At 39.9% G+C, this 13731-nt stretch carries 19 protein-coding genes; 10 read left to right on the top strand and 9 right to left on the bottom strand.

What is annotated here, in order from left to right; all coding sequences use genetic code 11:
- Positions 1–18 precede the first annotated feature (18 nt).
- A complete protein-coding gene (locus NST24_RS05140) occupies positions 19–537 on the top strand; it encodes a tryptophan transporter (RefSeq protein ID WP_008348886.1) in 519 nt (172 codons plus the stop codon).
- Between the two features lie 55 nt (positions 538–592).
- Here NST24_RS05140 and NST24_RS05135 read toward each other — a convergent pair whose 3' ends face one another.
- On the bottom strand, positions 593–784 hold the full coding sequence (locus NST24_RS05135; protein ID WP_008348888.1) for a hypothetical protein: 192 nt from the start codon (positions 782–784) through the stop codon (positions 593–595).
- Positions 785–912: 128 nt separating this feature from the next.
- Between NST24_RS05135 and NST24_RS05130 the strand changes: the two genes are divergently transcribed.
- Positions 913–1269, top strand: a complete 357-nt coding sequence (locus NST24_RS05130; protein ID WP_007497160.1) for a YtxH domain-containing protein — start codon at positions 913–915, stop codon at positions 1267–1269.
- Positions 1270–1456: 187 nt separating this feature from the next.
- Positions 1457–2071 (top strand): HTH-type transcriptional regulator Hpr, encoded by a 615-nt coding sequence (locus NST24_RS05125; RefSeq protein ID WP_342462410.1) that lies wholly within the window; start codon positions 1457–1459, stop codon positions 2069–2071.
- On the opposite strand, the gene NST24_RS05120 is transcribed toward NST24_RS05125, so the two are convergent.
- Complete coding sequence (locus tag NST24_RS05120) at positions 2049–2393, bottom strand: YhaI family protein (protein ID WP_007497157.1); 345 nt, start codon at positions 2391–2393, stop codon at positions 2049–2051. The two genes, NST24_RS05125 and NST24_RS05120, sit on opposite strands and share 23 nt — an antisense overlap.
- Positions 2394–2627: 234 nt before the next feature.
- Between NST24_RS05120 and NST24_RS05115 the strand changes: the two genes are divergently transcribed.
- Together NST24_RS05115 and NST24_RS05110 are read left to right on the top strand one after the other, a co-directional pair.
- Positions 2628–3146 (top strand): DUF3267 domain-containing protein, encoded by a 519-nt coding sequence (locus NST24_RS05115; RefSeq protein ID WP_007497155.1) that lies wholly within the window; start codon positions 2628–2630, stop codon positions 3144–3146.
- 82 nt (positions 3147–3228) lie between these two features.
- On the top strand, positions 3229–3414 hold the full coding sequence (locus tag NST24_RS05110; protein WP_072368131.1) for a hypothetical protein: 186 nt from the start codon (positions 3229–3231) through the stop codon (positions 3412–3414).
- Positions 3415–3467: 53 nt separating this feature from the next.
- Here the strand turns inward: NST24_RS05110 and NST24_RS05105 are convergent, their stop codons facing one another.
- Positions 3468–3557 (bottom strand): YjcZ family sporulation protein, encoded by a 90-nt coding sequence (locus NST24_RS05105; protein WP_017360317.1) that lies wholly within the window; start codon positions 3555–3557, stop codon positions 3468–3470.
- Positions 3558–3702: 145 nt separating this feature from the next.
- Positions 3703–3789, bottom strand: a complete 87-nt coding sequence (locus NST24_RS05100; RefSeq protein WP_008361129.1) for a YjcZ family sporulation protein — start codon at positions 3787–3789, stop codon at positions 3703–3705.
- A 161-nt stretch (positions 3790–3950) separates the two neighbouring features.
- Here NST24_RS05100 and NST24_RS05095 point away from each other — a divergent pair, with 161 nt between their 5' ends.
- Positions 3951–4826, top strand: coding sequence for a peptidylprolyl isomerase (locus NST24_RS05095; RefSeq protein ID WP_008348897.1), 876 nt, complete (start codon positions 3951–3953; stop codon positions 4824–4826).
- Positions 4827–4881: 55 nt separating this feature from the next.
- Here NST24_RS05095 and NST24_RS05090 read toward each other — a convergent pair whose 3' ends face one another.
- The 4 genes from NST24_RS05090 to NST24_RS05075 all read right to left on the bottom strand — a co-directional run bounded on the left by NST24_RS05090 (position 4882) and on the right by NST24_RS05075 (position 10254).
- Positions 4882–5112: a sporulation YhaL family protein gene (locus NST24_RS05090; RefSeq protein WP_017360318.1), complete on the bottom strand. Its 231-nt coding sequence runs from the start codon at positions 5110–5112 to the stop codon at positions 4882–4884.
- 108 nt (positions 5113–5220) lie between these two features.
- Positions 5221–6174: a 3'-5' exoribonuclease YhaM gene (yhaM, locus tag NST24_RS05085; protein ID WP_081114753.1), complete on the bottom strand. Its 954-nt coding sequence runs from the start codon at positions 6172–6174 to the stop codon at positions 5221–5223.
- Positions 6175–6236: 62 nt separating this feature from the next.
- Positions 6237–9023, bottom strand: a complete 2787-nt coding sequence (locus NST24_RS05080; protein WP_342462409.1) for an AAA family ATPase — start codon at positions 9021–9023, stop codon at positions 6237–6239.
- Between the two features lie 16 nt (positions 9024–9039).
- Positions 9040–10254, bottom strand: coding sequence for a DNA repair exonuclease (locus NST24_RS05075; protein ID WP_342462408.1), 1215 nt, complete (start codon positions 10252–10254; stop codon positions 9040–9042).
- Positions 10255–10427: 173 nt separating this feature from the next.
- Here NST24_RS05075 and NST24_RS05070 point away from each other — a divergent pair, with 173 nt between their 5' ends.
- Positions 10428–10616 carry a YhzD family protein gene (locus tag NST24_RS05070; protein WP_024719988.1) on the top strand — a complete coding sequence of 63 codons (189 nt, stop codon included), beginning with the start codon at positions 10428–10430 and terminating at the stop codon, positions 10614–10616.
- A gap of 35 nt (positions 10617–10651) precedes the next feature.
- On the opposite strand, the gene NST24_RS05065 is transcribed toward NST24_RS05070, so the two are convergent.
- Entirely contained in the window at positions 10652–11467 is an 816-nt protein-coding gene (locus NST24_RS05065; RefSeq protein ID WP_268381637.1) for an enoyl-CoA hydratase, read from the bottom strand.
- Positions 11468–11602: 135 nt separating this feature from the next.
- Between NST24_RS05065 and NST24_RS05060 the strand changes: the two genes are divergently transcribed.
- The 3 genes from NST24_RS05060 (at position 11603) to NST24_RS05050 (ending at position 13718) form a co-directional block, all read left to right on the top strand.
- Complete coding sequence (locus NST24_RS05060; protein ID WP_235683797.1) at positions 11603–11929, top strand: potassium:proton antiporter; 327 nt, start codon at positions 11603–11605, stop codon at positions 11927–11929.
- Positions 11930–11993: 64 nt separating this feature from the next.
- Entirely contained in the window at positions 11994–12491 is a 498-nt protein-coding gene (locus NST24_RS05055) for a cation:proton antiporter regulatory subunit (protein ID WP_017366937.1), read from the top strand.
- A 3-nt stretch (positions 12492–12494) separates the two neighbouring features.
- Positions 12495–13718: a cation:proton antiporter gene (locus NST24_RS05050; RefSeq protein ID WP_007497140.1), complete on the top strand. Its 1224-nt coding sequence runs from the start codon at positions 12495–12497 to the stop codon at positions 13716–13718.
- Positions 13719–13731 lie beyond the last annotated feature (13 nt).

The following is a 13731-nucleotide window of genomic DNA, read 5'->3' as shown; positions in this document are numbered from 1 at the left end:
GCAGAGGAGAGCATAGAAATGAAAACAAAAGAATTAGTGATTATGTCATTGCTTGCAGCAATGGGAGCTGTTTTGCATACGATTTTCCCGCCCATCTTTTTCGGAATGAAACCTGATATGATGCTGGTCATGATGTTTTTAAGCATCATCCTTTTTCCAAAGGTACAGCATGTCGTTGTGATCGCCCTAGTCACTGGGGTCATTTCCGCTTTGACAACAGGTTTTCCAGGCGGACAAATTCCAAATATGATTGATAAACCGGTGACAGCCTTTATCTTCTTAGCCCTTTTCTTATCTTGCCAGAAGATCAAGAACAAAGTCGTTCTGACCGCTGTACTCACCGCTGTTGGGACCGTCGTATCGGGCGTGATTTTCCTATCTGCCGCTTTACTGATTACTGGACTGCCGGCTGCGTTACCAGCACTTCTTGTAGGTGTTGTCCTGCCAGCAACTGTGATCAATACGATAGCTATGGTATTTGTCTTCCCGATTGCTCAGTCCATATTAAAGCGCGCAAGAATGATTGAAGTCGCTTAACGAATAACTGAACCTCTTCATTAGATGAAGAGGTTTTTTTCATGCTTTCATGCTTCTATAAAAGAAAAAGGGTAAGCAGCAAAATGGAGAGCGAAATCCCTGCACCTGCTGCACACACAATTGCTTTTTGTCTTAATACATGTTTTGGCGGATAAGACCCTGCATACCCAAGCTGCCTTACATAATGAATAGAACCACCTGCAAAAATCACACACATACACGTAAAAACGAACAGAAAGACAGACAACCTTCTCCCCTCCCTTTTCTTCAAAAGTATGCTAAAATAAAGCAAGCTATGTATGGAAGTTCAATGAAGCTGCTCGTCAGCTCAGAGAGAACATGCGAATGTGTAAAATTTGACTAGAGGTGATTGGAATGGCTAGTGGACGTTCTTTATTAACAGGATTATTTGTAGGCGGTCTCCTCGGAGGTGCGGCAGTGCTCCTGACGACTCCCTCTTCTGGCAGAGATGTACGCGGAAAGATGAAAGACGGCTATGACAAATTCGAAGATACGCTGACAAGATTAAAAAGAGATGGACAAGCTTTAAAAGAGCAGATTGTTGAAACCGCAAAAGAAAGTGCTGAGGTCATTAAAGAGGTCGGGACTGAATTGCAAACATCCATTCAGCAATGGCGCGAGGAAATCAAACCTCATCAGCAGGACTTACAAAAGGAAATTCAGGAAATTGAGGAAAAGCTCAAACAACTGGAGAAAACCTTACAAAACTAATATACTCACAAAAAAATATTCGTTTACAAAAGTGTGCGGGGTGCGTATCCCGCACTTTTTTTGTTGAAAAAAGGTTATTTTGTCAATGTTTTTCATGACTTTTAAAAATTCTTGAATTTTCAGCTTTATTAATCTTTATTTTATTGGCATAATAGAATTACAAGAAAAAGAGAAGTAGGTGAAATGGATGAATCATTCGGAACAGCCTTTCGATGTAAAAGAAGCACTTTTATTCAGTCAAAGAATGGCCCAATTGAGCAAAGCTCTTTGGAAATCCATTGAAAAGGACTGGCAGCAGTGGATCAAACCGTATAACCTAAATATCAATGAACATCATATTTTGTGGATTGCGTATCAATTAAAAGGAGCTTCAATATCAGAAATTGCAAAGTTTGGCGTCATGCATGTATCAACGGCGTTTAACTTCTCTAAAAAATTAGAGGAAAGAGGATTTTTAAAATTTTCTAAAAAGTTAAACGATAAACGCAACACGTATATTGAACTAACGCCAAAAGGCGAAGAGACATTCCATAAACTACTCGAAGATTACGACCCGGCCCGAACTGGTATTGTCAAAGGCGCACAGCCGCTTCATGACATTTACGGAAAGTTCCCTGAAATTTTAGAAATGATGTGTATTATCCGAAACATTTATGGTGAGGATTTCATGGAGATTTTTGAGAAATCGTTTTCAAACATTGAGAAGGACTTTTTGAATGAGCATGGGAAAGTCACGAAAAAGCCTGAAGAACTTGAAGACTCAGCAGAGGAAAAAGCGGCTAAAGCAAATCAAATTGTTTAATGATCTTTATAAATTCATTCATTAACGGCTGAAACAGCCCTTGATCATGCAAAGCAAAAATCGTCTCATGAACATCCAACTTTTCAATTAACTGTCCCGCAAACAGCGCAAGGAGATCGTCGAACATGACGTAGCCTTGTGCTTTTTGCTTGTCCATTTCATCTGAGAGCTCAGCACAAATACGCTCAATGTCCTTTGCCTCTTCTTTCGATACACGCTGCCGGATCAATAGCGCATAATATGGATAACGGCTCATATCTGTCGCCGTCAGTAACAGTTCCATATAATATTCGAGCTGGCTCATTCGTTCCTCAATACTCATGTACGTTCCCTCTTTCTCTTAGTCACTCTATTTTAGCCGAAATTACTCATTGACGAAAGAGACGAACCTCCCTCTTATGTCTTTTTTTCTTGAAAAACCCAAAGTTTCCTCTCTTTATTCCATATGAATGTAACAATTTATTTTTTTTCTTGAAAACCATTGATTTTTATCCTCAGGAAGAGTAAATTATCTTGAGATATTCAATTAGTTTTTTTGAGATTGGAAGGATGAAAAATGAATTGTTGGAAGACCATTAATCTTGAAAAGGATTATGGTTATACGAGAATGATGATTTCAGCCATATGTCTTACTGTATTTTTTTTCATTATGGCATTTTTATGTTTTCAACTGACTCATCCTGAAACGAGACTCAGCAGTCACAATGCACCACTTTTTGTCGTGCTTTTACTTGCGACATTGCTTGTCCACCGCGTGGTTCACTTGATCCCAGTCATGAAACATAAGAAAAAAATGACGTTATTTAAACGAAATTGCTGGCAGCGCGTGCCTAAGAGAGTGATGCTTTTCTCACTGCTCAGCCCGTTTTGTGTCATCTCACCTGTTTACTTTGTTTTAGGAATGGCATTTCCAATGTACGCACACTATTTTATCATGATCGCAAGTATTCATGCAGGCTATTGTTTGCCTGACTTTTTATTTGCTTGGAAACTGCTAAAAGCGCCAAAATCATGCATCATTGATCAAGCCCAAGACGAGTTTGATATTTTAGTTGACCCAACTTCCTCATCATGAGGTTTTTAAAGCGAACTTCTATCTTTTTCATAAAAAATTTGGTAATGTAGTATGGGAATAGCATAGAGAGGGGGGATCTCCGATAGTTTTATTTTACTTCATCGTCTTTGCCGCGTTTATTGTGTATTCAATAAACAGGCTTACTAATACATTATGCCTTGTCAGAGAGATTCCTGAAGAACGGCAAGATAAGGTGTTTCGCTTTATCAATGTATCGATACTGATCTTACTGATCTCATCATTTGTTGAAATTACCATATCTATTTAAGATCAAAGCAAAAGCTGCCTGTTTGATGGCAGCTTTTTGTGTATGATGATCTATTAGCAAATCCAAGATGCACCGATAATGATCAATAAGATGAATAATACGACGACTAGTGCAAAACCGCCAGCAAAGACTTCTCCTCCCATGTGAAAACACCTCCTGCCAGTTCTTCCTCTGTTCTAAGCTCAGTGTATGCAGAAAATTTTAAAACGTTTAGGCACCTGTCATCGTTTTAAAAAAGAACCGCCCGCACGCATGGCAGGACGGCTCCTTTCTGTTACAGCGATTTAATTAATAAAGATATGCTGCACCAACGATGATCAGCAAAATGAATAGCACGACCAATAAAGCAAACCCATTAGAATATCCTGCTCCCATATAATTCAGCCTCCTTTTTGTGATCAATATATGTGTATGTTGGTCGCAAAAATTTGACTAGACGAATGCCCTCCCATTTGCATTTCTTTTTACAGCATGTCACAATATGTTATGATACAAGCAATGATAAATAAATTGGAAAGATTAGGAGTGTTTTTTGAATGAAAAAAATGGCTTTAGCAGCTGTAACAGCAGTAAGTGTTTTAACTCTTGGCGCATGCAGTAGCGGTGACAAAGAAGTGATCGCAACCACAAAATCAGGAGATGTCACAAAAGAAGAGCTTTACACAACACTTAAGAAACAAGCAGGTGGAGATGCTTTAAACCTACTTGTTCAACAAAAGGTTCTTGCTGACAAATACAAAGTATCAGATAAAGAAATTGATAAGAAATTGGAAGAATATAAAAAGACACTTGGTGAAGATCGTTTAAAACAACTTCAAGATGAATTCGGAAAAGATTACATCAAAGATCAAGTAAAATATGAGCTGCTGACTCAAAAGGCTGCCAAAGCTAACATCAAAATCACTGACAAAGAAGTAAAAGCGTATTACGATGACCTAAAAGGGAAAATCCGCGCAAGCCACATTTTAGTTGCTGACAAGAAAACAGCAGATGAAGTAGAAAAGAAATTAGATAAAGGCGAAAAATGGGATGACCTTGTATCTGAATATTCAACTGACACTGCTTCAGCAGCACAAGGCGGCGATGTAGGCTGGTTCGCAAAAGATGGCCAAATGGATGAGAACTTCAGTAAAGCTGCCTTCAAACTAAAAGTAAATGAAATCAGCAAACCAGTAAAATCTCAATTTGGTTACCATATCATTAAAAAGACCGAAGAACGCGGTAAATACGATGACATGAAAGCAGACTTGAAAAAAGAACTGCTTGATCAAAAACAAGCAGATAACAACGAAATTCAAACGATCTTAAACAAATTGGTGAAAGATGCTGATGTGAAAGTAAAAGATAAAGAACTTGAAAATACATTCAAAGAAAAATCTGAGCAAACCACACAACAAACACCAAACCAATAATGAACGAAAAACCCCTCTACATGAACTTGTAGAGGGGTTTTTTTATTCTTATTGATTATGCAATCGAATGGTCCTCATGCTTCGCCGTTTCCTGGGATCGTTTCATTTGCTGTCCTTGACGTCTACGCTCTCTCTCCTGCTCCATTCGTTCGATAAAGATTTCTCCCTCTTTTTCAATAAAGGATTGATCAATCTCTTGCTCCTCTTTGGCTGTCGTCATTAATTTATAGGCACAAAAGATAATACCAATGATACATGCATATACCCACCATGGAAAAAATAACATTGTCTTCGCCTCCTTTTTCAGGACTAATCTCTCTTCCTTCGTGTTACATGCTTATGCGAAAAGAAGACAAGTTATGAAAAAAAACGCCCGCATCAAACGGGCGTTTTATCATGATGATTCATTGTGAAAGGTTGGTTTATAAAACGAACGATTCTCTAGTGCAAAAATACGCTCTGTATATTCTCCTGGCTTCACATGCTCAAGCGCACGATCCATCATGTTCATTTTTGCATCTAAATTATCTATATAGTGGAGAATTTCGGCTTCCTTCACCATTGGTGGTTTAGGACTGCCCCACTCCCCTTTTCCATGATGACTCAGCACTAAATGCTGCAGAATCAGAATTTCCTCAGAATCAATGCCAAGCTCCTCTGCGGCTTTCGCAATTTCTGTCACCATAATAGAAATGTGGCCAATTAAGTTCCCTTCTACTGTATATGTGGTGGAGACAGGACCCGAAAGCTCTTTGACTTTCCCTAAATCATGTAGAATGATCCCTGAATATAAAAGATCTCGATCTAGTGATGGGTATAGATCAACAATGGCTTTCGCTAAATGAAGCATCGATACCACATGATAGGCAAGACCCGAAACAAACTCGTGATGGTTTTTCGTAGCTGCTGGGTAATCAGCGAATTCCTGTCCATATTTCTTCAGCAAATGTCTTGTGACACGCTGAATATTAGGGTTTTTCATATCAAAAATATATTGCATGATGGTATCCATCATATCGTGCTTTGGAATAGGAGCTGTTTCTAGAAAATCATCAATGCGGATTTGCTCGTTTTCAGCAACAGGACGTATATTCCTAAGCTTCAGCTGATTCCTTCCGCGATAATGATGAATATCACCTACTACCTTCACAATGGTTTGCGCAGCATATGTGAGTTCATCATTCTGCTTTGCATCCCATAGCTTCGCCTCAATATCTCCACTTTGATCTTGAAGAATTAACGTTAAAAATGGTTTGCCATTACTCGCAATCCCTTTAGTAGATGATTTAATTAATAAATGCAGGTCAACTTGTTCGCCGACGTCATAGGTCATGATCCCTTTAGCCATTCAATAAATGCTCCTTCCATGTTTCTGCTCATATAAGTATAACATAAGTCATAATTTGTCAATCATTCCACTACTAAACTCGTAATCTGCCCGTCTTCCGCTGCTTGTTTCATATAATGATGACAAGTGAAATAAAACAGCTGTGTTTCAACACGAGTGAGCTCACTCATCAGCTCCAGCACCCTGTCTAGACGGACATGATCAAAGTGAACGAAACTGTCATCCATCATAAATGGGAGCTGACAATCTTGCTGGTGGGACAAAGCAAGTGCAAAACGAATCGAGAGATAAATTTGCTCACATGTTGCTTGTGAAAGCTCCTCCGGGCGGAATAGGCGTCCATCCCTCCGTTTCACAATCAGCCGGTCATCTTCGGCAGAAAATAAAATCACTTCATATCGATCATTCGTTAACGGCTGAATAAATCGGGAAGCTGTTTGGAGGAGTGCTGGTAGCCTCGTTTCTTTATGCTCATTGAGTTTCTCTCGAATAACGGAACGCACGAGCTGAATAGCCGCCCATTTTTTCGCTAGATGCTTTGCCTGCTCCTGCTCTACAGCAAGCTGATGAGTCAAATCAGACACTGTACCTGATGCTTCTATTTGGCGTATTTCTACTGCTAATTCTGCCAAGCGTTTTTTCATATTCGTCACATTCTCTTGCATGTCATTCAGACGTCTTTTTGCTTGTGCACACTGCTCCTCAAGAGTGCGTAAACCTTTACGGACAATGACCTCTTCCTCATCTATATAACCGCTTTTGTGTAGCTCTTGGTTCAGCTGCTGCAAATTGTACAGCCGCTCCCGGTATTCTTTGGATAGATGAGATAGGACATGATAATCTTCTTTTGACGCTGCTCCTACTTTTCGAAAAAGCTCGTCCGTTTGTTTTTCATAATATTGAACTTCTCCTTCTAATGTTGTCAGCTGCTGCTCTACATGTTGAATGGATACGTGCAATGTCTGACGTTCTTTTTCTCTTTTTTCCTCATCTTTCAATATCTCTTGAAAGGCTGAGATATTCTCTTGAATGGTCCCTTCTTTTCTTTGAAGGAGACTCATGAGCGCTGAAACTCTTTGCTCGTAGATCAATTGCTGCTGTGTGAGCATCTCTATTTCCTTGTTAAGCGCCTCATATGCCGCTGTATTCGCTTTTAATTGTTTCAAGATATGGAAAGCTTCCACAAGGAATGAGAGCTCTGAGGACAAACCCAGCTGCCTTCTCATATCTTCTACTTGTTGCTGTACAGGTTCCAGTTCCCGCTCCCAGTCTTCATATTGCTGTATCATTCTTTCGTATAAAAGCTCCTTTTGCTTCACTAGCGTTTCAGCTGAAGCTGTTTGAACTTGAAAGGAATGATAGGCGTTACTGTCGTTTGCTTCCTTCATCTGAGTCTGTTTAAGCACTGGATAAATTGCGATCAAGACAAAAACGGAAAATCCTGCAAACAGTAACGTCACCCAGCTCTCTGCTAAAACGAATAAGACCGTGAGAATGACAGCACATAGCACGAACATCAGCGGGAATAACCACACTCTGGAATGATTCTGTTTCACTGTAGCCCTTGTGCCCCTGACATCTTCTGCATCTTGCTGCTTAACGGGCTGCTCCTTTAATCCTTTTAGAGCGGTTTCCGCTTCTTCCAGCTCATGTCTTGCATGATCAAACCGGTCATCGAGCTGCGTTTTCCTATCCATTAAACGAACGTATTGGCTCACAGCCTCTTTTAATTCCCACTCAAAGTCAAGTGAATCATCCAGCTGGTCAAGCTTGATTGGACGATGCCACTTCAGCTTCGCTGATGCTTCTTCTATTTTTTGTTTCAAAGAATTCTGCTCTGTTTTCCCTTCTGCTAAGCGTTTCTTCACAAGTTCAGCATCAGATGATTCAGCTATGACTCGCTTCATCTCCAATACCGTATCCTTGTCATAGAGTGGCTGAACTTGCGTGAGCGACGTTTGCAAATGATCTAATTTTTGTTTCAGTGCCGTCACTTGCGCCTTTTTTGGGTGAAGGTGTGATTCTAATTTATCAAGTTCATGCGCGGTTTCCGGTCTAAACCGTTTGACTCGTTCAGGATAACTAGCCAAATCTTTTTTTAACTCTATCTTGTTTTCTATCATAGGATAAAGTCGAATATGTTCAGTCAAAAGCTGAATCTCTTCTTCAGTCTTTCTCATTTCATGCTGAAGCATTTCTACCTTCTCGGTTAATTCAGCTTGTTCTTTTTTCTTTTCGGTATAACGACTTTCTACCAATTTGGCCTGTTTCAACTTACCTGACAGCTCTTTTACATGATCAAGCTGCTGATTTAATTCAGGCTTACGTCCATTCGGTTTAAAAAGCTGCTCTTGCTGTTTTAGCAGCCTGCTGTCCATTTTGGATGCCGCATCTGAGCCAAACAAACTTGAAAAGAGTAGAAATTCCCCTATTTGATCTTGATTTAATGCTTGTACATTTTGCAGACCAAACACGTCAAAAGAATAGATCGATTGGTATAATCTGCGATCTGTTCCCTTTAACATCGCATGTAGAAACGCTTCATCTTTCACTTCACCATTTGGCAGCAACACCTGAGCTTGGCCGCCATGATCAGATGTTCTTTCAATATGAATCACACCTAATTCCTCATCTAAACATGTAAGAGACCCGCCATAAAATGAGCCATGCTTTGGCTTATACATATGGCTTTTGGAAAAACCAAATAACATCGATTCAATAAACGCCTTCAATGTCGTTTTCCCCGATTCATTCAGGCCATAAACTAACTGAAAACCGTCATCAGAAAAGTGGAAGGTTTGATTGGAAAATTTCCCGAAATTCGCAATATGGAGTGAACGTATTTTCATCATGCCTCTCCTTTTCTCATAAATGCTTCAGCTGTTCTGCCAGCAGCCTTTGTGCCTCTTCTTTAATATCGATCTCGTCCTCTTTTGTAAAAGCTCTCCCTGCCTTTCTATAAGTTGGATGACGCTTGATCGGTGAAAGCAGCTCATCATACGCATCAAACTCGGCAATTTCTGCTGTTAGTTCTGTCAAAAAAGAATCTTCTGGATAGACGGCATCTTCATGTGTCCGGCAGTCAATCGACATCACCCAAACGAACAAGTCTTCATCTTCCTCCTGTTCATGAAGAACAGCCATCAGCTCCTCAAGCACTTCAAGCTGCGTGAGCTCCATATAAGCAGGAGCATCGCCAGTTAGTTCGATTTTTACAAAATGAGGAACACCTCTCTCTTTCAGTCCACTTATCTTTTTGTCCACAAGTATCACAAGATCGGTCATATGAGCGGTATGTGTGATATCTATTGTCAATGTCTCAAAGATGACATCTGAACAGCTCATAAACTCCGCTCTTTGAGCGTCTTCAGATAGGTAAACGACATAACAGCCTTTCTCTCCTGTTTCTTTTATATGTCTTCCTTGCACGTTTCCAGGATAGATCACCAGTGGGTCTTCATGCAGAAGAGCCCGCTTATGAATATGTCCAAGCGCCCAATAATCAAAATCCCGCGCTAGAAGCTGCTGAAGCTGAAATGGTGCATACGCATCATGCCCTTCTTGACCTGCTAATGTGCCGTGAAGCATTGCAATATGATAGGGGGCATTTGTTGTTTTTTCATAATAAGGTGTCATATTTTCATGGACAGCTCGATCTTTGTAGCTGAACCCGTAAATACTTGCCACAAGCTGACCTTCTCTATAAAAGGCTTGCTCACTTGGCGTACTGCTCAAAAAAACGTGAACATTCTCTGGCCACTCAATTGGTGTCCATTCACCACCTAAATGATCATGATTACCATAAATAATAAACACTTCAATCCCGTGTGATTGTAGCTTAAGAAACTGATTTCTTAAAAAAAGCTGTGCTTTTAGGCTGCGATTCGATTCGTCAAATATATCTCCGCTCAGCAGCATAAAGTCTACTTCTCGATCAATTGCAAGCTCAAACATGTTCTTGGCACTTTGAAATGTACTTTCTTTCAACCTCTTAAAAATTCGGTTCGGTATATTGGACATTCCCGCAAACGGACTATCTAAATGAAGATCTGCGGCATGAATAAAAGTGAGCTTCGTCAAACGTCTATCTCCTTGTACGTTACTGTAGTTGTCCATATTTTATCACGCCGTTTTTACGAATGCACGTTCTATCGCTCTCATTCTAAAAAACACATTTTTAGGGGTGAAAAAAGAGGTTTTAACTTCCTCCTTGTATAATTCATTAAAAAACAAGAAGAAAGGGAAGATCAGAGATGGAGAAAACCTACTATTTGACTGTATTTGATTCGTCAGGTGAAACCTTATTAAACGAAAAAATCACCACAGATAGTGATGAAAAAGCAAAAGAATTAGGACGTCATCGTTTAATCGAACAACAATACACAAAGCATTCTCACCGGCTCGTAAATGATGCAGGTAAACTTCTTTTATTTGAACGTTAAAAAAGCCGGCATCCGCCGGCCATTCATTCTTCTATTTAATGAAACACAGGACGTCTTTTTTCCAAAAACGCTTGAACACCCTCCTGATGATCATTGCTTTGTCTCAGTCTAGCTTGTGCAGCACGCTCTTTTTGAAGAACGGCTAACAGCTGTGATTCTGACTGCTGAAAATAAATCATCTTTGTTTCAACAAAGGCTTGAAGCGGCATATTTAAAAATGGCTTGACGCACGCTTTTTGATACGTATCCACCTCATCTTGAAACACGCCGTCTGCAAGGCGAAGCTTGAGCGCTTCTTCAGCCGGCAGCTTTTGTCCGCTCCAAATCAATTGTTTAGCGGTTTGTTCACTAACTCTTTTGGTGAGGAAAAAATGCCCTCCGCCATCTGGGATTAACCCGATTCCATTAAAGTTCATGGCAAGTTTAGCATCTTGATGCATAAACAAATAGTCACAGCTAAGGGCAAAGCTAAAAGCAAGACCAGCCGCTGCCCCGTGGACAAGTGCAATCGTCACTTTTTTCATACTGGCTAAAGAAAGTGTAATTCCCTCGATCAAATCCATCACGCGATGAAAATCTTCTTCACGATCTTGCTTTAGCATCATGCCAATATCTCCGCCTGCTGAAAACCCTTTGCCCATCCCCTTAAGAACAACAATTTTCGCACTGCTCTCACTCGCTGTATCACACGCTTCCTTCAATTCAGCAAACATGTCAACATGAAACGAATTATACGCTTCAGGTCTATTGAAAACGATTTCAAAAATATCCCCGTCTACCTGACAATTGATATATGTCATCATCCATTCCCCCTCTTTCTTTTCAAGCTCATGACTTACTTCAATTTCCATCAAGTAATTCCTTTTCCTCTACATAAAAAATTTCAAGATCAACTGATACTAAAATAAGCATAATTGTTGAAACGAGAAATATATTTTTATATAGTAAAATAAGAAATAAAACATCATTTGAAAGGGGGAGGATGATTGATAAGAAGTTCCATATGTATATTGATTAGTTGCATCGTCATGTTTTCTCCCTTTTCAAATGTCGTTTTTGCTTCACAAGCAGAAGCGAGCACACCAGGCCTGATTTCTCCATCGATTTATGATGAAGAAATCAACGCTGTGAAGACACCTCCATTCTCAAAAAAACATGCCGCATCTCTTCTGTTAAAACAGAGGTTATCAATAGGCGCTTCAAAAGCTTTTCTTGTAAAGCTTGCACTAGCCACTGCGTTATCTATTGATTTATGTTTTTTAGAAATGAAGTGTGCAATCCCCATTATGTACCAATCAAATTACCTCGACTGATTCATTTTATTTCATCCGTACTCACTATATGAAAAACAAAACCTATCATATTCGGAGGGATAAAATGAACATTAAAGAAAATGATCTTCCTGGGATTGGAAAGAAATTTGAAATTGAAACGAGAAATAGAGAAAAGATGACGATTGTGATTCATGATGATGGCAGACGGGAGATTTATCGTTTCGACGATGAAGATCCAGATGAAGTACTGTCCACCATTTCTCTCGATGATGCTGAAGCCCGGCAAATTGCTGCCATTATTGGCGGTATGGTGTATAAGCCGCAAGCACTTGAAACGATTGAAATGGCGTTCAATGATTTGATCATTGAATGGTTTAAGGTAGAAAAAGACGCAAAAGCGGTTGGACATACACTCGGCGATTTAGATGTGAGACAAAATTATGAAGTCACCGTCATTGCGATCATTAAACATACAAATGAAAAATTACTCAACCCCGGTGCCGATTCGATTATTCAAGCAAATGATACGATGGTCATTTCAGGCGAAAGAAAACACTTGAAGCGATTGATACGTGATTTTCTTTCTAGAGGGGGAGAGTGATGAATGGATCATTTAGTCTTTGAAGTTGGAACGGCGCTTATTCTCATCGCCATTGCCAGCTTAATCGCCAATAAAATTAAATTTTCTATCATTCCTTTTCTCATTGTCCTCGGGATGATTGTTGGTCCGCATGCACCAACCATCGGGATCATTGATTTGAAATTTATCGAGAGCACCGAGATTATTTCGTTTTTTGGTAGAATGGGTGTCCTGTTCCTTCTATTCTACCTCGGGCTTGAGTTCTCTGTCGGCAAACTCATAAAATCAGGTAAATCCATTGCAGTCGGCGGATCTATTTATATTTTGATCAACTTTAGCTTAGGATTGCTTTATGGGTTTATCACAGGCTTTGGATTCCTTGAAGTCCTCATTATGGCAGGCGTTATCACCATTTCATCCAGCGCCATTGTCGCCAAAGTCCTTGTCGATTTAAAACGGACAGCGAACCCTGAAACAGAGTTAATTCTTGGGATTATTATGTTTGAGGATATTTTTCTCGCCGTCTATTTATCTGTCGTATCCGGTCTTGTCCTTGGAGATGCCACGTCCGTTGGCGGTGCCTTATTATCTATTTTAATCGCTTTTGGTTACATGATGATTTTCTTTATCATCGCACGTAAGCTGCCAAAACTATTAAACAAACTATTCGATATCCGTTCAAATGAAGTATTTATCATTGTCATTTTTGCCGCTTTGTTCTTCGTGGCTGGTTTTTCAGAGACGATTCATGTCGCAGAGGCCATTGGCGCTCTCTTACTCGGTCTTGTGTTTTCAGAAACAGAGCACTCAGACCGCATTGAACATCTCGTTGTTCCTTTTAGAGATTTCTTTGGCGCCATGTTCTTCTTCAGCTTCGGATTGAGTATTGATCCATTTACATTAGGAGATGCCTTCTGGCTTGCGATCGGCGCTGTCATTCTCACCTTAATTGGGAACTTCACCGCCGGGATGTTTGCTGGAAGAAGAGCCGGTTTCTCTCATAAAGCTTCTTCTAATATTGGATTAACCATCGTATCAAGAGGAGAGTTTTCCATCATTGTAGCCGAACTTGGGATTGCAGGCGGGCTTGCCGCTACATTGAAGCCATTTGCTGCATTATATGTATTAATCCTTGCGATTTTAGGACCGCTAGTGACGAAAGAATCAAAGCGTATCTATCAAATCCTAAACAAAATCTTCAAATGGAAAACTGAAAAACCAAAAGTAAAAAGAGAAACAACCATTTAATTGAAAAGGGCCC

This window comes from Bacillus sp. FSL R5-0286, from assembly GCF_038593245.1.
Lineage (GTDB): Bacteria > Bacillota > Bacilli > Bacillales > Bacillaceae > Bacillus > Bacillus altitudinis.
This window is presented reverse-complemented; position numbering and strand designations above follow the sequence as displayed.